22 protein-coding genes and 1 pseudogene are annotated in these 17,088 nt (G+C 59.4%); 14 read left to right on the forward strand and 9 right to left on the reverse strand.

The genetic code is table 11. The features are described 5' to 3' along the window. Positions 1–5: 5 nt before the first annotated feature. Positions 6–953, reverse strand: a complete 948-nt coding sequence (locus IVB54_RS12365) for a MoxR family ATPase (RefSeq protein WP_085395396.1) — start codon at positions 951–953, stop codon at positions 6–8. Positions 954–1,101: 148 nt separating this feature from the next. Then, positions 1,102–1,302 (reverse strand): hypothetical protein, encoded by a 201-nt coding sequence (locus tag IVB54_RS12370; RefSeq protein ID WP_007612817.1) that lies wholly within the window; start codon positions 1,300–1,302, stop codon positions 1,102–1,104. Between the two features lie 224 nt (positions 1,303–1,526). Between IVB54_RS12370 and IVB54_RS12375 the strand changes: the two genes are divergently transcribed. Further along, on the forward strand, positions 1,527–2,501 hold the full coding sequence (locus tag IVB54_RS12375; RefSeq protein ID WP_247297903.1) for a quinone oxidoreductase: 975 nt from the start codon (positions 1,527–1,529) through the stop codon (positions 2,499–2,501). A gap of 143 nt (positions 2,502–2,644) precedes the next feature. Here the strand turns inward: IVB54_RS12375 and IVB54_RS12380 are convergent, their stop codons facing one another. Together IVB54_RS12380 and IVB54_RS12385 are read right to left on the reverse strand one after the other, a co-directional pair. Further along, positions 2,645–2,920 carry a hypothetical protein gene (locus IVB54_RS12380; protein WP_247297900.1) on the reverse strand — a complete coding sequence of 92 codons (276 nt, stop codon included), beginning with the start codon at positions 2,918–2,920 and terminating at the stop codon, positions 2,645–2,647. Positions 2,921–3,015: 95 nt separating this feature from the next. Beyond that, positions 3,016–3,624 carry a S24 family peptidase gene (locus tag IVB54_RS12385; RefSeq protein WP_247297883.1) on the reverse strand — a complete coding sequence of 203 codons (609 nt, stop codon included), beginning with the start codon at positions 3,622–3,624 and terminating at the stop codon, positions 3,016–3,018. Between the two features lie 165 nt (positions 3,625–3,789). Between IVB54_RS12385 and IVB54_RS12390 the strand changes: the two genes are divergently transcribed. Continuing rightward, positions 3,790–4,317 carry a GcrA family cell cycle regulator gene (locus IVB54_RS12390; protein WP_247338212.1) on the forward strand — a complete coding sequence of 176 codons (528 nt, stop codon included), beginning with the start codon at positions 3,790–3,792 and terminating at the stop codon, positions 4,315–4,317. Between the two features lie 46 nt (positions 4,318–4,363). Beyond that, positions 4,364–4,933 carry a hypothetical protein gene (locus IVB54_RS12395; RefSeq protein ID WP_247452794.1) on the forward strand — a complete coding sequence of 190 codons (570 nt, stop codon included), beginning with the start codon at positions 4,364–4,366 and terminating at the stop codon, positions 4,931–4,933. A 40-nt stretch (positions 4,934–4,973) separates the two neighbouring features. Here the strand turns inward: IVB54_RS12395 and IVB54_RS12400 are convergent, their stop codons facing one another. After that, complete coding sequence (locus IVB54_RS12400) at positions 4,974–5,330, reverse strand: hypothetical protein (protein WP_247452796.1); 357 nt, start codon at positions 5,328–5,330, stop codon at positions 4,974–4,976. 243 nt (positions 5,331–5,573) lie between these two features. Between IVB54_RS12400 and IVB54_RS12405 the strand changes: the two genes are divergently transcribed. The 3 genes from IVB54_RS12405 (at position 5,574) to IVB54_RS12415 (ending at position 6,744) form a co-directional block, all read left to right on the forward strand. Then, on the forward strand, positions 5,574–5,774 hold the full coding sequence (locus tag IVB54_RS12405) for a hypothetical protein (protein WP_247777241.1): 201 nt from the start codon (positions 5,574–5,576) through the stop codon (positions 5,772–5,774). Positions 5,775–6,085: 311 nt separating this feature from the next. After that, positions 6,086–6,271 carry a hypothetical protein gene (locus IVB54_RS12410; protein ID WP_247297873.1) on the forward strand — a complete coding sequence of 62 codons (186 nt, stop codon included), beginning with the start codon at positions 6,086–6,088 and terminating at the stop codon, positions 6,269–6,271. Between the two features lie 131 nt (positions 6,272–6,402). Beyond that, a complete protein-coding gene (locus IVB54_RS12415; RefSeq protein ID WP_018456669.1) occupies positions 6,403–6,744 on the forward strand; it encodes a phasin in 342 nt (113 codons plus the stop codon). 187 nt (positions 6,745–6,931) lie between these two features. Here IVB54_RS12415 and IVB54_RS12420 read toward each other — a convergent pair. Then, positions 6,932–7,174, reverse strand: a pseudogene (locus IVB54_RS12420) (cytochrome c); the annotation flags it as partial. Positions 7,175–8,392: 1,218 nt separating this feature from the next. Between IVB54_RS12420 and IVB54_RS12425 the strand changes: the two are divergent. The 5 genes from IVB54_RS12425 to IVB54_RS12445 all read left to right on the forward strand — a co-directional run bounded on the left by IVB54_RS12425 (position 8,393) and on the right by IVB54_RS12445 (position 11,811). Continuing rightward, entirely contained in the window at positions 8,393–8,881 is a 489-nt protein-coding gene (locus IVB54_RS12425; protein WP_247367704.1) for a hypothetical protein, read from the forward strand. Positions 8,882–9,157: 276 nt separating this feature from the next. Then, entirely contained in the window at positions 9,158–9,385 is a 228-nt protein-coding gene (locus IVB54_RS12430) for a hypothetical protein (RefSeq protein ID WP_247452800.1), read from the forward strand. A gap of 106 nt (positions 9,386–9,491) precedes the next feature. Next, on the forward strand, positions 9,492–9,995 hold the full coding sequence (locus tag IVB54_RS12435) for a hypothetical protein (RefSeq protein ID WP_247452802.1): 504 nt from the start codon (positions 9,492–9,494) through the stop codon (positions 9,993–9,995). Between the two features lie 1,128 nt (positions 9,996–11,123). Continuing rightward, positions 11,124–11,345, forward strand: coding sequence for a hypothetical protein (locus IVB54_RS12440; protein WP_018460208.1), 222 nt, complete (start codon positions 11,124–11,126; stop codon positions 11,343–11,345). A 58-nt stretch (positions 11,346–11,403) separates the two neighbouring features. Next, the gene (locus IVB54_RS12445; RefSeq protein WP_247452804.1) at positions 11,404–11,811 is read left to right on the forward strand and encodes a hypothetical protein; all 408 of its coding nucleotides are present in this window, start codon (positions 11,404–11,406) and stop codon (positions 11,809–11,811) included. Positions 11,812–13,466: 1,655 nt separating this feature from the next. On the opposite strand, the gene IVB54_RS12450 is transcribed toward IVB54_RS12445, so the two are convergent. After that, complete coding sequence (locus tag IVB54_RS12450) at positions 13,467–13,772, reverse strand: hypothetical protein (protein ID WP_247489107.1); 306 nt, start codon at positions 13,770–13,772, stop codon at positions 13,467–13,469. A 342-nt stretch (positions 13,773–14,114) separates the two neighbouring features. Between IVB54_RS12450 and IVB54_RS12455 the strand changes: the two genes are divergently transcribed. Next, positions 14,115–14,327, forward strand: coding sequence for a hypothetical protein (locus IVB54_RS12455; RefSeq protein WP_247489108.1), 213 nt, complete (start codon positions 14,115–14,117; stop codon positions 14,325–14,327). A gap of 61 nt (positions 14,328–14,388) precedes the next feature. Further along, a complete protein-coding gene (locus IVB54_RS12460) occupies positions 14,389–14,598 on the forward strand; it encodes a hypothetical protein (RefSeq protein ID WP_247489110.1) in 210 nt (69 codons plus the stop codon). Positions 14,599–15,010: 412 nt separating this feature from the next. Here the strand turns inward: IVB54_RS12460 and IVB54_RS12465 are convergent, their stop codons facing one another. Then, positions 15,011–15,544 (reverse strand): septal ring lytic transglycosylase RlpA family protein, encoded by a 534-nt coding sequence (locus IVB54_RS12465; protein WP_247489112.1) that lies wholly within the window; start codon positions 15,542–15,544, stop codon positions 15,011–15,013. 791 nt (positions 15,545–16,335) lie between these two features. Between IVB54_RS12465 and IVB54_RS12470 the strand changes: the two genes are divergently transcribed. Then, positions 16,336–16,728: a hypothetical protein gene (locus tag IVB54_RS12470; protein ID WP_247489114.1), complete on the forward strand. Its 393-nt coding sequence runs from the start codon at positions 16,336–16,338 to the stop codon at positions 16,726–16,728. Here the strand turns inward: IVB54_RS12470 and IVB54_RS12475 are convergent. After that, the gene (locus IVB54_RS12475; protein ID WP_247777242.1) at positions 16,704–17,045 is read right to left on the reverse strand and encodes a hypothetical protein; all 342 of its coding nucleotides are present in this window, start codon (positions 17,043–17,045) and stop codon (positions 16,704–16,706) included. The two genes, IVB54_RS12470 and IVB54_RS12475, sit on opposite strands and share 25 nt — an antisense overlap. Between the last annotated feature and the right edge of the window lie 43 nt (positions 17,046–17,088).

Genomic DNA, 17,088 nt, shown 5'->3' on the forward strand with positions numbered 1-17,088 from the left:
CGGGGTCAACCGAAGACGTTGGATCGTGCTGCCTTGGCAATGAAGGTCGTAATCTGAGGCTGAGCCGCCTCGATGTCGGCCTCGTATTTCAGGAGCACGTTGAGCGTGTCCTTGACGATCTCGGTGTCGAGTTCCGAGGCCTGCAAGAGCACCAGCACGCGTGCCCAGTCGATGGTCTCGCTGACCGAAGGCAGCTTCTTCAGGTCGAGCGAGCGGATTTCGTGGATGAAGCCGACCATCTGCCGCCGCAGCGTCTGCGAAATGTTGGGGACGCGGCTCTCGACGATGCGCTCCTCGAGCCGCTGCTCGGGGAAGCCGATGTGCAGATGCAGGCAGCGCCGCTTCAGGGCGTCGCCCAGATCGCGCTCGCTGTTGGAGGTGAGGATCACCGTTGGCGGCGTGATCGCGGAGACGGTGCCGAGTTCTGGGATCGTGACCTGGAAGTCGGAGAGAATTTCCAGCAGAAGCGATTCGAATTCCGCATCCGACTTGTCGATCTCGTCGATCAGGAGCACGCAGCCGCCCGGCTGCTCCAGCGCTTGCAGCAGCGGCCGCGGCTCGACGAACTCCTTGGAGAAGAACACGTCGCCGAAATCGTGGAGCTGATGAAGTGCAGCGTGCAAAGTCTGCGCGCCGCCGAGGACTTCCCCGAGCTTGTCCTTGAGGATCTGCGTGTAGAGAAGCTGCTTGGCGTATTTCCATTCATAGAGCGCCTTGGCCTCGTCGAGGCCTTCGTAGCACTGAAGGCGGATCATCTTCAGGCCGCGCCAGGCCGCAATCGCCTTGGCAAGCTCGGTCTTGCCGACGCCCGCGGGTCCTTCGACCAGGATCGGCTTCTCGATCTGTTGCGACAAATAGACGGCGGTCGCGATCTGCCGGCTCGCGATGTAGCCTTGAGCGGCGAGGCCGCTCTCCACTGCCTCGATCGCTGTCGAGGGCTTCTGTTCAGCCACGAAAAGGCGCTCCCAAAGGTCTTGATTGAGGCTTGTTCTGCCTGCGTTCACGGCAAAGAACAAGCCTCGTTTGGGAGAGGCCAGATCCGCGCGAATGGGCGTTTTTTCCGCTCAACGCAAATAGCCGGGCGGCCAACCGGCCGCGGGATCAGTGCCGCAGCAACTCCGGCTTGCGGATCGTCTGTCTGACCTCGGCGCCGCAATCGGCGCATTCATAGACGAAGTCGATCTTGGCAAGACTCCAATGCGGTTCGACCTCGCGCACATACATTGGAAGGAACCCCATGCAAGCAGGGCAAATCACAGGCGCGATCTCGATATCCTGATGATGCTGTACATAAGCTGGCATCTCGGCTCTCCTTCGCAGACGACCTCCAAACCCGCGCGAAGGCTACTGCCGGCCGCCGAAAGGCCGACATCAACTCTTTCGAACAGAGGCGGAACGGCGGAGGTTTGTCGTTCGCTGTGACATTCTTGTTACGTCTCTGTACTGTGACGGGTGGAGCAAATACCTATTTCAAAAGACCGATCCGGTATTCGGACTTCGACCTCAACGATAAGGGAGCAACGCCCATGACGCATGCCATTCGCTTTCACAAGACTGGTGGTCCGGAAGTGCTGGTCTGGGAAGAAGTCAGTGTCGGCAAGCCCGGACCAGGCGAGGCACGAATCCGCCATACCGCCGTCGGTCTCAACTTCGTCGACATCTACAATCGTTCGGGCCTTTACCCGGTGCAACTGCCGAGTGGGCTTGGTAGCGAGGCTGCTGGCGTCGTCGAGGAGGTCGGGCCTGGCGTCACCGATCTGAAGCCCGGCGATCGCGTCGCCTACGGCGCCTCGCCGCTCGGGGCCTATTCCGAGGCGCGGCTGATCCCGGCCGACCGACTGCTGAAGCTGCCGGACGGTGTCGACGACAAGACCGCGGCGGCGATGATGCTGAAGGGGCTCACAACGCAATATCTGATCCGGCAGACCTATCGGGTGAAGGCCGGCGACACCATCCTGCTGCATGCGGCCGCCGGCGGCGTCGGCCTGATTCTCTCCCAGTGGGCCAAGCATCTCGGCGCAACCGTGATCGGCACCGTCAGCAACGACGAGAAGGCCAAGCTCGCCAAGGCGCATGGCTGCGACCATGTCATCATCTATAGCCGCGAGGATTTCGTGAAGCGCGTGGACGAGATCACCGGCGGCAAGAAGGTGCCGGTGGTCTATGACTCCGTCGGCAAGGACACGTTCTTGAAGTCGCTCGACTGCCTCGCGCCGCTCGGCGTCGCCGCGCTGTTCGGTGCGTCCTCCGGCGCCGTCGAGCCGCTCAATCTCGGTCTGCTGGCGCAGAAGGGCTCGCTCTACGTCACCCGGCCGACGCTGTTCACCTACGCCGCCAAGCGTGAGAGCCTGGTCGCGATGGCGGGCGAGCTGTTCGATGTCGTCAAGTCCGGCGCGGTCAAGATCGAGGTGCGCCAGACCTATCCACTGAAGGACGCCGCCAAGGCGCATGCCGATCTCGCCGCGCGCAAGACCACGGGATCGACCGTCCTCACGGTGTGATCTCCGACCGGGCTGTGGCGCAGGCTGGCAGAGCGTTTCGAGCGAACCGGATTCCGGTTCGCGTAAAGAAAACGCGTCAAAATAAGAAATCCAGAGCCCGTTCCGATTCGATCGGACCGGAAAAGGTCGGCCCTGGGCCTGCGTTATGTCCGCTCGTGCTTGCGCAGATCGCGGGCGTGATCGAGGCGGAGAGCCTGGAGGTCGACTTCTTCGGGCGGGATCCGGGGCAGGGCAGCCTCAGCGAGGATCGCCTCGGTCACGTCTTCGACCGAATTCTCCACGATTTCCTGGATGAACGAGATATTCCGATATTCCCCTGAGGCACCGCGGGAAATGACCTCGCGCCTGGTGATTTCAGGGTCGACCACTGCCTCGCGGCCGCGGCGCCCATAGTCGATCATCACGACGAAATACTGCATGAAACGATCCTGCCGTGCCCATGGTCGGGCACGGCAGAGTATTTCCGAAAAACGGAATCAAGTCAAGGTGAATTTCGTAAAAACGGAAATTGCAGCTACTTGCCCCTCTTGCGCGGGCGCGCCGACTTGGCGCGCAGCCGCTCCAGCTGCCCCTTGGGCATGGACAGGCAGATCTCGCCGACCCACTCTAGTTTCACGCCGACGATCTGCTTGGCATTGAAGCTGCTGAGATTGACGACGGAGGGGGATTTGCCTCGTTCGATGGTCTTCAGATAGCGCTCGCCGGTCTTGAGCCGGACCACGGCCTCCTCGCCGTAGAAGCTCGACAGCGGATGGCGCTGGTCCTTGTAGACTACGATTACGTCGCCGCTCTCGTATTTGGGCAGCATCGAATCGCCCACGATCTCGAATGCGATGGTCTCCTCCATGATCGGAAAGGGCAGCGCGATGTCGCCAAGGCCTTCGGGGGGAACCTGCTCATAGTCCGGCTCGATCACGGCACCGGCCCCGACGCGGCCCATGATCGGCGCGAGATTGAGCTCGAGATATTCCATGATCGGAATGATTTCCGAAGCCTTCACCAGGCGTTCGCCGCCGAGGATCTCCGAGACAGCGCCGGGGCGTACGCCCATGGCAGCCGCCAGGCCGCCCTTGCTCTTGCCCGTCTTTTCCAGGCCCCGTTCGATCATTGCAGCGTCCAACATGGTGATTCCCTCGATTGTCCATCGTCCGTCTCTTGTAATCCGAAATTCGGAATTGATGCAATTATGAATATCAGAATTATCGCTTGACTCTGACTTCGGAATACCGGAATGTAGGCTCCGCTTCGCGATCGTGCGATCGAAGGAGGCGCATCACAGGACAGCAGCATGGAACCGGGCCATTGGCCGTCGGAGCACTCCGACGCGCTTCGCGACTATTTTCTCAAGGGAATGTCTTATACGGAGATCGGAAGACAGATTAACGCAAGGTTTGGAACGGCTTACACGCGCAGCGCGGTGGTCGGCCGTGCCAAGCGGCTCGGGCTGATCGTGCAGGTGCGGATGACGAGTCCGTCGATCGTGCCGGTGCTGCCGTCTGGAGCCTGTCTTATCCTCCCGCACCGTCCCGCGTTACTGAACCTGCCGCCGAAATCTGCGAGAAAGCCTGCCGCGCAGGTCAAATTGCGCTGCGTCGGCGTCCAGCCGCGCCTGGTCCCGTTGGTCGAACTCGCTGCCGAGGACTGTCGCTATCCCTATGGCGGCGACAAGGACGGGGAGGAGATTACCTTCTGCGGCCATCCAAGTGAGCCGGGCTCGAGCTATTGCACGCCGCATGCGCGCCTGACGCGCCGCGCCGGAGCTGGATCCGCCCGCGTCGCCGGTCCCGCCGTGCTGAGGCTGGTCTCTGCCGCGTGACCTGACGACCGTCCGTTCAATCGTCAATTTCGCAAGGAGTATCCGAGTGGCACGTGTCCGACGCAACAGGTCCTTTAAACTGGCGAATGTCCACGACCGACGCTCACGTGAGATACCGTTCAATGCGGAGGTGGCGGAAGTCGAGGTGGACAATCCGCTGGCGCTCGACCCCGGCGAGAAGATTATGGCCGTGCGGTCGATCCGCAGCGATCCGCTCGGCCGGCTGCATGCGCACCGTCAGATCGACGAGGCGCAGTATCGCGGCGGGCGCGCCTTCCAGGACGATTGGGAGAAAGCCGAGCGAGGCCCTCAGGCAATGGACCCGACTCGTGAATATGTCGATGGCGCGCGCATGCGCGAGCCGGTCACCGAGAGCCAACGCCAGGCGGTGCTGCGGCTGAACCGGATCGAGCGCGAACTCGGCACAGACGGTGCCGCGCTAGTGCACGACGTGTTGGTGCTAGGCCTGACCATGGACGAGATCGGCCAGCGTCGCGCCGTCCGTACGCAGCGCTGGATCGACTATTTTGCCCGACGTTTCCGTGAATGCCTGGACCGGCTGGCACTGATCTATGGCTTTGCGACGGAAACGGGGCGTGCAGGGCAACGAAGATGACAACGCCGCGATCACGGTCGTGGGCGCGCCGGTCCGCTGCTTAGGGATGCGGTAGGATCTGGTAGGTCGTGGCATAGGGCTCGACCCGCAGCGAGGCGTTGGCCAAAAGGCCGATTCTGGCGGTCGGCGCCTGCTGCAATTCGCCGTTCGGACCGCGATGCACGTTGTATTGCCAGACGGTGAGATCGCCCTTCTGTGCCAGAGCATGTGCAACGGCGCTCGCATCATTGCCGCCGAGGACCTGAAGCTCCTCCGTCGACAATCCGACGACGATTTCGTCCTTGATGGTGACGATCTTGAACAGGTTCATCCTGGTCTCCTGCGCCCACGCGCTTTGTGTCGAGAAGGTGAGAAGCGCGACTGCGGCGCCCTTGATGAGATCGCAGCGAGAAAGCATGCCGTCGTCCTTTGGTGCTGGGGCGCCCGAATCGATCAATGCATCGGCCACGGCGCCCGTGATCTGCGTGACTGTTACGCCACCGCTTTGTCGTTTGCTCCTCGAAAACAGTTCACGGCCGGAAACAAATGGGGCCCGATGAATCCTGATGCGAAGAGGCGGGTCCAAGTCCAAGAGCTCGAGGGGACGGGTTTGAATGAAATCCAAACGTAATAGTTTGTCTCTTGGTCAGAAGGCCGCGCTGTGGCTGCCGATCCACAGCGCGAGATCGACGCCTATTTCGTCGACGATACAACCGCCGACGCCAGACTCAACAATTACGTGTATACGCTGAAGAAGCACTGGTTCGCGTCCACCAACGTCTATTCACATCCGAAACAACACGAAACGCAGCGTCGATTGACGGCAATCGAGGCTGTATGCCTGATCGATGACGCTTCTTGACGCAGGTGGGTGACGGCGGGCCCTATTCCTGTTATCCGGAATTGCCGTGGTGCGATGCAGACGAAGCATCGCTGCGCCAACCGTTGGGCTTGCCGGACGGGTTGTTTCTTGACATAGTTACAACCTCTTCAGGTGCGCGCTTGCACATGTAGCTCGGCGTGCGAACACACCGGGCTTCCCCCCGGCCGAAGGCGCGCCGTCGCCATGGCATCCGGTTATGGCATCCGGTTATGGCGTTGGGTTCTTAGTTGGGTTCTTAGTTGGGACCTCGATGTTGGATCACGAAGTCCGATGCTTGTCATAGGTGCGAGATGAAGAACCTCGATTTCGCAGCTGAGCTGCACCTCAAGCTCGGCGCGCCCGCAAGCGGCACCGTCGAAAGCCTGCGCCTGCTCCGCGCCTTTCTGAAGCTCGCGCCCCGGCAGCGTTTCGAGGTCATCAAGCTCGTCGAAGACCTCGCCACCGAAGAAACCCTCCCCGAACACCCCCTTTCCTGAGCCGGCCCGCGCGCCCGCCTTACGATTTCCTGCCAAAGCCGGCCGCCAAGCGACGACTTCCCCGGGGCTGGACGCTGGCAGGCGATCCGGCAAGTGTGGTATTCAGTTCTGAAAACGGGAGGAGTGCGACCATGATCGAACCGAAGCTCGAAGTTCCGGCCGAACTGCGCGACCTGGCCGAGAAGACGATTGACCAGGCGGAAAAGGCATTCGGCATGTTTTTCGAAGCCGCCACCAAGTCGATGACGACCGTTCCGGGCGCGGGGGCGGACGTGTCGAAGCAGGCGCTCGCTTTCACCGAGCAGAACATGAAGTCGGCGTTCGAGCATGCTCGCAAGCTCGTCCATGCGACCGACCTTCAGGAGGCGATGCGAATCCAATCGGATTTCCTGCGCAGCCAGTTCACCAGTGCCGGAGACCACATGCGCCAGATGACCGGCAGTCTCATGCAACCGGGTAAGGACAAGTCCTGATTCTCGGTGTGTTCACGCCGCGTCCACAGATTGGACTTGTCCGGCGTGAATATCGCCACTGGTGCCGGTCCATGATGGCCGTCGAATGGACCTCATTCGTCGCCCATCATCCTTTCCGCTGATCCCTGTCGATTCTCAGGCAGGGATTTGCATCTGTCGCAGGTGTCTTGACCAATCGGTCGCTCTGCTAACGCAGCGATGCGATGTAGGCCGCGATGTCGCCGGCTTCAGTCCGGCTCAAGGGGAAATTCGGCATCTTCGGGTGCGGGTCTAGCAGGAAAAAAGCGCGTCTTTCTGAACTGAAGTCGGGCCTGCGCGCAACGGGCGCGAAGGAGGGAACGCCGGCGCTCGCCTGGATCTGGCCGTTCGCCACGACATGGCGGCTGGCGCACCAGCGCTTCGCAAGCTCGGCGCCATGATCTGCATCGGCGCTAGAAAAAGATAGGCCGGCAACAAGCGCAGCCTTGAAGCAGGGCGGCCCCGGGGTGTCTAGGAGCCCGGGGCCATAACCTCAGCTTCCGGTGGGTCCAATAGTTCGGCCACGCGGTCCAAGCGGGAATCAGCGGAGCACATTTGGCGAAAAGTTTTGCATCTGCAGCCTGCTGCATTTCTATGCGGTGAACGCCCTTCGGATGATGCGGGGAGTTCGATCCCGCAACATGGGCACTGTGATCGCAGCCCAGCGACAATTGTTGTGTCTATTCCTGGCGTGTGTGGGCGATGACGTCTATGATGCAACTGGACAGATTAGTCGACCAGAACAGCGCTGACGAACATCGTGTACGGTGCTTTTGACAAATAGAAGCCGTTCTAATTTTACCTAGGGCGCTCATTGTGCGGCGCCCGCCGGTGGGGAGGCTTAGCGGCTAAGCGCTACAATACCAGTATTCGTATTCCCCAAATTCTGCACGGCCTTGTTCATCGTAGGATCGTTGACGTAGCCGCTGGCGGGGATAGAAGAGCCATGTTCTCATTCCTAGCGCGATTGCCCAGCCGATTTCCCGTAGTTTGATGGTTGAGAGCGTTGCTCGCGTTAGGTCCGGGCGAACCACCCGTACCGCTCGCGGTGCCACTGCTCGACATCGAGCCGGCCGTCGTGCTGCCTGAGCCTGTTCCTCCTCCAGAAGCTCCACCTGAACCACCTCCGCCAGCTTGCGCCAGGGCCGAGGTGCATGGTCAAAACGCGACCGCTATCCTGTTCGTTCAGGCGGCGCAAAATGATCTTCGTTCGACTGACGCTTCAACGTGGCTTGCAGCCCTTGATGGATATTTGGCCACGTTCCAGGATGCAATTAAGTCCTCACGCAAAATCGTGCAGCTCAAAATCAGCACGCACAATCCTGCTAACGAATGTATCTTCAATGTTAATCGGGCCATCGCCGGCGGGCTCTGCGCCGCTTCCCAGCGAAGGAAGGTGCGACCTCGTCCTAGATTACGCTGCCGATCCAACCGGGGGCCCTGTTCCGCTGCCGCAAACCGAGCTTTATACCCTGACGGCACGCACCCTTCGCAGGGCGGACAAAGCAATATGGAGGCAAATTACTTTCGACCTCTTTCCTCTCTTGATCCATCGTGGAATTCGTCCTGTTCGCTAGACCGGCAGGATGTAAGATTATGTCCGGGCGGCGCTGGGCGAACGGGCTCAAGTGTGCTGGTGGAACTTTATAGCCCCTTGATCTTTGCGTTAGGCGCCGAAGTGAATAGGCAGACGATGCTCCGCTGGCTTAGCTCAGATCGTCGAAAGATCAAAAGCGATCGAAAGCAGCTTGAAGGCAGGGCTCGCCGCCTGCTGCAGAGTTACCTGACGGCCAATGAGTGGCAAAAGCGCCAATACTATCAGGCAATCGCCGGCGCGGCTTCTGCATGTCAGCCTGGTATTGATGATCCGAGCTTAAGTAACGAGAAGCTTGCTGAATTAACCGCTCAGGCCGCGACAAAAGTCGTCCAAGTACGTAATCGGAAAGCAAAAGATGCGCACGATCATTCAGCTGTACTGATCACGGATGCATACGCAACGGTTGCAATCGCCTATCGACGAGCGGCTTCAGCCTACACTGCTGACAAGGAAATGGAGCAGCTGGGCACCGCCGCAGTACACCTGGTCACGATAGCGAATTCATTTATGAATGCTGAATAGGACCGACAACGACAGAAATGTGACTGCGGCTTCGGCAAACCAGCCTCGCTTCTCGCTCAGGCGTATACCTTGCGCAAACCCTTTCTCCTAAGCTGCCCGTAAGACGTTATTTGTACCGTCGTCACCAACAAGAAAAGGCGGGCGGCATGTCGATTGCATTTCGAATTTTTGTTCTCCTGTTCTGTGCTTACGCCGGTTGGGAGACCGCGAGCATCCAATTCGGCGATTTGCGAGAGCCTCAGCAGCAAGGGCGTTCTCCAACCGGATAAGCAAGGAATGAACAAAACAACCCTTCACCTGGAACGTCCGCAACCAAGCCAAGTTCGGCGTGCTGACCTCGCGCCGGCTATCGGTTATGCGATGCTCGTCGATGGTCGTTTCAAGACCGAATTTCTAGATCAGGACGCCGCGACTAACGCGGCCCTTGATTTGTTGGCCAAGTATCCGAAGCTGAAGATCGAGATCTACGATGCAGCATCGAAGTCACGAACGCCGGCGAAATAGCCGCTGCGCCGCAGCATGCGTGATAACCATGTCTTCTGTTTTAATCTACCTTTAGCTTTTTGCTAACAATCGAGGTCTCAAGGTCGTCGCCAAACGGAGGCGGCCTGTGCCTTTGATGAAGTATTTCGGATTCGTCGGCAGCGCTCTCGTCCTGTTGCTGATCGCTATCGGCTGGTGCTTGCCGCAGCAGGCGATGGGCCCCGATAACAGCGACGTAGAGCGACCGTCCATCAAGATCAGCTCAGCCGAGAGGGCGCCTGAACGGGTCATAATCGATACCAGCTTGCCGACCATTGTGGCTCCGTCGAACATCAGTCCTTCTACATCAATGACGTCGGTGCAATCTGCTCGGCCTCTGCAGAGCGCATTCTCCGAACTTGACGTCGCCCGGAAGCCGGTCACTCCGAAATCAGGCGGCGAGGTCTTGAAGTCGAAGCATGCGGCAAAAGGCGAATCCGCGAAAAAAGTCTCTCACCGTCGAGCAGCGAAACCGTTGAATATTATTCCCGCACCCGCAACGGGAGCGCAAGCTGCGGCGCCTGATACGAGAATGTCGTTACTGGAAACACTCAAGGAGCGGCTAGGGCAGACGTTTTTCAAGCTGAACTGATGACGGTGTCCAACGATAGGAGCCGACGAGCGCCAGTCACGGCGGAGGCGCACTCGGCTCGATTGGACCGACCCAATAAATAGTCTCTGAAGATGGCATCCGACGGCGGCAAATCGGCCTCCTGCGTCACCGGGGCGGCTGGAGCAGGCCCGCACAAAACGGCTTTAGTCCGAAAGTCGAATAGCGCCACGTCATCGGGCTCGCGGAAGCAGCAAAACCCCGCCCGCGTAAGCCCGCTTATTTGGAAGGGCGCCCTGTCGTAGAGCGGCTGAGATAGACGTCGCGATGGGCGATCGGCGGCCACGATAGACGGCGAGGGACGCATTACGCTTACTGCGATACTACGATTCGTGGAAAGACGGCCCGGGTCGGGCGCTTGGGTTTAGGGCGGTGGCCGCTTTAGGTCGTCGGCAAGCCGTTGCGGATTCAGCAGAATGCGCGAGGCCGGTTCTCCGTCCTGCTCACAATGGTGAGACCGTTTACGCGGGCAGCCCTGCCTAAGGCAGCCTCTGACCGCAGGAACAGTGGAGGGAAGGTAACCTCGGCCGCAGGTCTCGGCCTGAGGTCGCTTTTTGCGAGCCGCAACCGTCGACCCTGATTCACATAGTGAAATGCAGATGCGGGTCAGAATGCGGCAACGTCCACGTGCCGCGACCTTGACGCTGGCAGGTTTCTCCGACCTGCTCCCTCCCAGGCGCCGCCGGCTCTTGAAGTTGCGCCCGACGGACGGCGCCCGCCCCTCCGGACTGTGGTTGAGCCGTCCCGGACCTGGCGATGGATCTCTCCATCGCAGGCGCGCCCTGCGCAAGTATCATGGCACTGGGCCACATCCGGCCAATCCCTCGGCCGTCTTGATTGCCGCCGGCGTCTCTCCGAAATCGTACCGGCCCGCAAAGGCCGCACCGGGCTGGTGGATCTCGTCCCGCTCACGCTCGGGCATTGTCAGCTCCTCAATCGTTCTCAGTCCACGCGTGCGACATTGACGAAGCGAGCGCTTGTCCGTCGTGCCAGGCGGAATACACAGTCGGGCTAGTGAGGCGCACAACTAAAAATATCTCGGCGCTTACGAAAATAGGAACGAGGTCTGCACTTTCACATTCCTTCCGAAGTGCAATCGGGAGCCTCAGCATGGCAACGCAGATCGTGATGGATCACAGCGGCGACAGCCGCTACTTCTTCGACAACTCCAGCGGTGATGCTCTGGCGGAGGCGGAGAGACGTTTTCTGGAATTCACCGGGAAAGGATACACTGCAGCGGTGCGGAGTAGCCCGGAGGAGGTAACCAGGATCACCACGTTTGATCCGACCGCCGAAGAGACATTGTTTTTTCCGCGGCTCGTCGGTGGGTGATGGCCAGGTGAAGAGGAACTTAGCTCGGGTCAGTCGGTGGCCCCTTCGTAGCCTCTGTATTGGGAAGCTCTATGAAGCATCCAAGGACGAGAAAACGATTCACGCTCGTGCGCTACGCCTCCTTCGTTCTTGGCTTTCGCCTCAGCAGAGGGCGGACTTTGACAGGAAGGGATACTTCGAGGTCGTGGGATGCGACACTGGGAAGCGGTACCGAATCCGGCGCGGCACGTCCGCCAACGTCAACGAGATAGACGAATACGGGCGGCTCGGAACGGGGCGCTGCTTCGTCCCGTTAGGTGGCTTGGCCCAGGGCGACGTCATGCTTGCCCAGAAAATAGCTCTCGAAACCGACGAGAACCGCGCGTTGAGCATCGCCAACAGCTTCCCGGGACCGCTAGGCTTGCGCCTCCCCAGGCGTCGCCCCGCAGAGGCTAGGAGCTCGGGGGTACGCCTGTCCCCGGGCTAGAATTCGAGCCACGGTGCTTCTCATGCGGCGACGCCACAGCGGTCTCGCTGATTGCAACCACAACATTGGTGGTTGACGACTGTTGGATCATCTCGCGTACCACCGCTGGCATCCATTGCCTTATTGATTCGGAGTGTAGCCCTGACCGATTGGCTCTTCAAATCGGCAATACGGGAAAGATCTTCGTCGTGTGTTGAGTATGCCGCTATTAGGCCTGACCGATAACCCGAGGACTGGGGCGTTCGAACGGGAGCTATCTTGTCTCAAAGAATGCAGTTCTGCACCTCGTTTGCTTGAACGCAGCCCTGGATGAAAAGGGCCGAAGAGCCGGAGGCTGCGGGGAGGGCTAGAACAGTCCGCCGCCTTCGGGTTGAATTCTCCCTCGAGTGACGCTGCCCGGACGCGCGGGAAAGCTCGACACAAAGGTGACGCGACGTGAAAGCCTTCAGGCTCGATGGAATTCCACCGCCCGCTGTTTCAGAGAAACTCTGGCCGCGAAGCCTGCCTGCAGCCACGCCATGGCCTGCGTGTGCCCCGCTTTGCGCGAACCTCATTTTCCCACCAGGCACTGAACTTGTAAGCTGACGGCGGTAACGGCCTCCCGAGAATTTCCTCGATGTCCGAGAACGTGAGCCGAATAGTGTGCGTCCTTGTGCGACCCAGCTCCCTCGATAGCGGATCGTAAACGGACATGACGCTCGGCTCGTCACGTCGGTCTGTCATCGCCGCTCGCGGGGATGTTGAAGCCCCGGGCGGCAACTTCTAGCTCGAGCTCAGTGATCCGTTCGAAGATGCGAGCAGTAATAGCCTCGCAATCTTCAGCGCTTATTGATCGAACGCCTGTTAGAGATAGCTCGTCCCTGAGAACCTTCGCCACAAGCAATTGGATTGCCATTGGATTAAATCCTAAAAAGACGATCCAACCGCAACCGACGGGCGAACGCAAGTGGTTAGGTGGTGCTGCCGTGCTTCGGCTAGTTGTCTCGGCCCGGAATTCTGAGCTGCGCAGCTGCTCGCACAAACTTTTCTGCCGCAGGATTAACAGCAAACCCGTGTGCCTCATCGGGTGTCCTACCCTGCGTGGTCTGTAGGCGATTAGCCGTCTCGCTTTGCTTGAGCACGAGTCGTTAGCTTATCCAGCTTCCATTGCTCCTCGCTCAGACGTCTTTCGACATACTGCCGTTCGAACTCCGTCAGAGTGGTTTGCAATAAGAGGTGGTAGCGTTGAATATTGTTGCGATGTGCCCGGACCAAATCGTCGTCAATCATCGTCGTCGGCTTTCCGGGAGTGAAACGGACAAAACAATTCATCATCAAGCGGGATGGGCAGGCGACCGAGCAAGAGCAGGCCGGAGCATCTCCGCCGCTCTCTCCATGGTAGTAAGCTTTTCTTTCCCAATCTGTGAACTATTTCACACGGCCTTGCGATCGTCGCCTAGGTGGCAGCAGACACAGTGCAGTGGTTTAACGGGCGTCGGTCGGCTTCATCCAGCCCGATGACCGCGGTATGGATGCCTAGCACAGTGGGGCGGCTCATCGAGCTTGGCTGAAGGCCGCAAGGTTTCTTATGGAGTCCAAGTCCATCAAAAGCGCAGGAAAAGAGCTGCCAAGTCTATGCGTCGGAAGACTGCGGCGACAATGGCATGGCGGTTTGATCACTGCATTTTATGCCCGAGGTCTCTCAGCCGCGTGCGAAGAAAGTCGCTGGCATGGTCGTATTGCGCGTTGCCGTTCGTGATTTGGCGGACGCGTGGATCCATTAAGCGACCAACGGTTTCGGAGCCGAGCAACTCAACTCTGTCCGACCACTGCCGTAGCAACGTATCGGGTATATCGTCCGCAGATCCAAACATCCGCAAAAGGGAATGTTCGGCTTCGGGCTTGTGGTCGTGATGAGTCTTCGCCGCATAGAAAGCGAATAGTCCCCGGAAGGCATCACGGGAAACGCCAGGTTTTCCCATCGCAATATCCCTGAAAAAATCACGTTCTCAATGGACGCAAGTTTGACGCCTCCGTTCGGGAAAAGCTAGAAAACCAAAACCCTGTGCCCACGTTTTTCGAAGAGTTTGCGGTTGGACGCTGAGTGGAATGCCAGCCCGTCAATGATCGTAACCAATTTTGACGAAGGCCAGGTTGGACCTTTGAGGCGCCCTCTGGCTCTTGTTGCTCCCCAGCCGCGCCATTGGCTGAAGCGCGAGCCGGCGGAGGGGCCAGCGTGTAGAAGCCAGCATAGAAGTTGCGCCGACCGCGCGGCTTGCACTAAGCTCATTCGATTGTACGAATTGTTTTTGTGGAGTAGCGTCATGTCGAGTGCGATTGAGTTGATTGTGGACGGCTACGCAAGACTTAAAGACCGCCAGTCGCTTGAAGAGCTGAAGATGCACCGCCGGCGCCTTGCCGGAGACCTGAAAGCCTGGGTGGGCTTTGACTGCAGGTTGTCGATCGCGCAGATCGAACAGGACATCGCGGCAATAGAGGCGGGACTGGAGACGTTGTCGGGGCCGGTCGGCGGCTAAGCTAAGGAGCCAGCCCGACGGCGGCGTGCGCGCAAGGAGGCAAGTGCTGCGATCTTTCGTCATGGCTGCCCTCATTGAGGTTTGGCCGTGCTCGTTTGCGCTGTGCCTGCCGTCGGAGGAGATTGTCGCTAAGCTTCGCGCCGCAGGCTACTCGCAGATCCAGGAGGTGCCGGCCGGAAAGATCAAGACTTACAAGGCCGTCAAAGAAGGTCCCGCGCGCTCGGTGGTCATCGACAGGACCGGCCACATCGCAGACGTGGGAGATAGCTAGACGGGCAGACGAAGCCAGACGTCTTTACTGGATAGCGTGCCGGTTGGCGTCGCATCTCCATATCGACGACGCGAAACGAGCCATGACTTTCGTAAACGTAGCGAAGGTGCCAGACCGGGCCGAGTTCCGGCGAGATGGCGAAGTCGTCTAAGGCAGACGCGACGTACCGAACGGCATCGCGTCGCTCAACCGGTGCGGAGAACATCGCCTCTATCAGCGCGGCCAGGCTCACGCCGCCGACTAGCAGGCTCGTGCAGCTTCGTCGCCGTCAGTAAGCCGGAGGGAGGTCACGATGACCCGCAATACCGGCGGGGTTCTTCAGAGCCACGGCACGGTTCAGACCCAAAACCGGACCGTTGATGTAAGGGCGCGGGGCGGCGGTTGGGTATTTTCGCAAGGTGATGGACGACTGCTACAACACTTCAGCACGAACCGGAGCCACGCCACGATCCGTAATCCCTAAGGTGCGCGCGGCGGCGAGCGAGAGGTCGAGGACGCGGCCTCGGACCCATGGTCCGCGGTCGGTGATACGAACCACCACCGACCTCTTAGTCTCAAGATCAATGACCCGGACTCTCGTGCCGAACGGCAGACGGCGGTGCGCCGCGGTTAGTGAATTCCGGTCGTACGATGAACCGTTCGCCGTCTTGCCCTTTGAGTACGAGTAGAATGAGGCCCTTCCGGAGAACACTCGGTCGAGGGAGCGAGAGGCTGAACGGTCTTTCAAGGGTTCTTGACGATCTTTCAATGTTTGTTGTCCGTTCGGAGCTTGCACTTGCGGCTCATCCTTCTTTGTCTGTTCGAGCCCATCAGGAGCCGGCTCAGCACGAGCCTTTGGAATGATGGACCACCGCTCATTGAAATCCTCTGCTGCAGCGGTGTTCGCATTCAATCCAATCCAAGCAGGGACTGTCGCAATCGCAACCATTCTGAGGAGAAGACGCATCGTTCGGCCTCATTAAACAATTGAAGCACAAGTCAACAATGCAACCCACCAGCCAGTGTTCCTGAACATGTATTCGCGTCTCGCACATAGGTGATTGCATACCGACGTTGCGAGGATGTGCGTAGGAGCACCGCAGCAAGTCAATTATCTCGCTGCGATGCATCGCGCCATTTAGCGCCACCGGCCGGGGCCTAGGGGCGGCCAGTCTTCCCAGCGCGCACTACATACGAGCGGCCCATGGGAAAGTTGCGTATCCCCAAAATGAGAAATTTCAACCCGCCTACTGACAAAGGGGCAGAGTTGTTGGTGGCCGTACGCCCGCCGACGCCAAGCCCGGCGAGCGGTGCTTCGCGCTGGTCTTAGTGGACGAGCAGCGGCCCCCAGCTTGAGGGGCAATCGCCAAGGCCGAACACGACGACCACGCCGCGGCGGGTGCCGAACGAACTGTGTCGGGCAGCTTGATTCGCGGCAGAGGGGGTTATTCGAGGTACTTAGGAGCCTACGGTTGGCGCTCGCTAAAGGACCCCGCAATCTTCTGTTCGGCGATTTCGAAGACCGGACGAGCGTTGGCAATTGACCACAGTACCTTCCCAAGACTTCCGATTGCTTGCTCGGCTTCCTCAGTCCGGTCAGCCGGCTCTTCCTTCAATGCCTCTCGCTCTGCACGCTTGGCTGCCGCAGACTTGCTCCTTTGAGCCCGCACAGCATGTTGCAGGCAACACAGGGGCGGCGGTCGCAACTAAGTCCGATTCAGGGTGTATGACGGAGTTGCGTTCCTCCTAGGAGCCGTGATGGAACCAACAGAATCTGCCCGCACGCACCGTCAGGTGTTGCCTTGGCTCGTGGTCGCGTTGATTGTTGTGTTGGCTGGAGGCATGTTCGTTTGGATGAGTAACAGAATTGATGCCCTACAGGCAGCGACTGCTATTCGTCAAGATTCTGGCGTCGAACAAACAAAGAGGGCGGTAGCAGCTCTTGAGCAGACGGTGAAAGACATTCAGTCAAGCCAGCAAAGCCTTGTGGACCGGATTGCGGAGGTCCAGCGCAAAATTGCCTCGGAAGGCAGTAATCGCAAGCTAATGTCAGATCAACTAGGCGCACTAGGCGCACGCGTTGATGGGCTGGCATCGGCGAACGCGGAGAGCGCCGCGACTGCCCGTCAGAACTCACGCACAAAGCGATAGATGTTGGCGCTTAGTTCAGTGCCGGAAATTTCTTTCCGAAAGTGGGAAAAACCTTTCGCGAACATCTTCAACACAGAGAACGAAACAGCGACGCGCGTCAACGTTAGTGGACCAATTAACCTGCCCTTGAGAGTGGTCCTCTCAACGCGATTTGGGACTCGCCTCCGGTCCGACGGCCAGTTGATCAGTACTGCGGGGTTCTCGCACTTCTTCCGCCGCTTGCGGTTTCTTTGAAACGCCCATCCGATCAATCGCGCCAGCCCGAGGACAGCTCCTGCGACGATCACCCAGTGGGGAGATCCGGTCTTGGAAAACATCGCTGTTCTCGCTAGTGCTCAGCGCTCACCCTCGTGCCGCAAC

It is taken from the genome of Bradyrhizobium sp. CW1, from assembly GCF_023100665.1.
GTDB classification, from domain to species: Bacteria; Pseudomonadota; Alphaproteobacteria; order Rhizobiales; family Xanthobacteraceae; genus Bradyrhizobium; species Bradyrhizobium canariense_D.

Coding starts and splice junctions, on each gene's coding strand:
- IVB54_RS12370 (WP_007612817.1), bottom strand. CDS start 1,302: ATGCCAGCTTATGTACAGCATCATCAGGATATCGAGATCGCGCCTGTG.
- IVB54_RS12375 (WP_247297903.1), top strand. CDS start 1,527: ATGACGCATGCCATTCGCTTTCACAAGACTGGTGGTCCGGAAGTGCTG.
- IVB54_RS12380 (WP_247297900.1), bottom strand. CDS start 2,920: ATGCAGTATTTCGTCGTGATGATCGACTATGGGCGCCGCGGCCGCGAG.
- IVB54_RS12385 (WP_247297883.1), bottom strand. CDS start 3,624: ATGTTGGACGCTGCAATGATCGAACGGGGCCTGGAAAAGACGGGCAAG.
- IVB54_RS12390 (WP_247338212.1), top strand. CDS start 3,790: ATGGAACCGGGCCATTGGCCGTCGGAGCACTCCGACGCGCTTCGCGAC.
- IVB54_RS12400 (WP_247452796.1), bottom strand. CDS start 5,330: ATGCTTTCTCGCTGCGATCTCATCAAGGGCGCCGCAGTCGCGCTTCTC.
- IVB54_RS12410 (WP_247297873.1), top strand. CDS start 6,086: ATGAAGAACCTCGATTTCGCAGCTGAGCTGCACCTCAAGCTCGGCGCG.
- IVB54_RS12415 (WP_018456669.1), top strand. CDS start 6,403: ATGATCGAACCGAAGCTCGAAGTTCCGGCCGAACTGCGCGACCTGGCC.
- IVB54_RS12430 (WP_247452800.1), top strand. CDS start 9,158: ATGAACAAAACAACCCTTCACCTGGAACGTCCGCAACCAAGCCAAGTT.
- IVB54_RS12440 (WP_018460208.1), top strand. CDS start 11,124: ATGGCAACGCAGATCGTGATGGATCACAGCGGCGACAGCCGCTACTTC.
- IVB54_RS12450 (WP_247489107.1), bottom strand. CDS start 13,772: ATGGGAAAACCTGGCGTTTCCCGTGATGCCTTCCGGGGACTATTCGCT.
- IVB54_RS12455 (WP_247489108.1), top strand. CDS start 14,115: ATGTCGAGTGCGATTGAGTTGATTGTGGACGGCTACGCAAGACTTAAA.
- IVB54_RS12460 (WP_247489110.1), top strand. CDS start 14,389: ATGGCTGCCCTCATTGAGGTTTGGCCGTGCTCGTTTGCGCTGTGCCTG.
- IVB54_RS12465 (WP_247489112.1), bottom strand. CDS start 15,544: ATGCGTCTTCTCCTCAGAATGGTTGCGATTGCGACAGTCCCTGCTTGG.
- IVB54_RS12470 (WP_247489114.1), top strand. CDS start 16,336: ATGGAACCAACAGAATCTGCCCGCACGCACCGTCAGGTGTTGCCTTGG.
- IVB54_RS12475 (WP_247777242.1), bottom strand. CDS start 17,045: ATGTTTTCCAAGACCGGATCTCCCCACTGGGTGATCGTCGCAGGAGCT.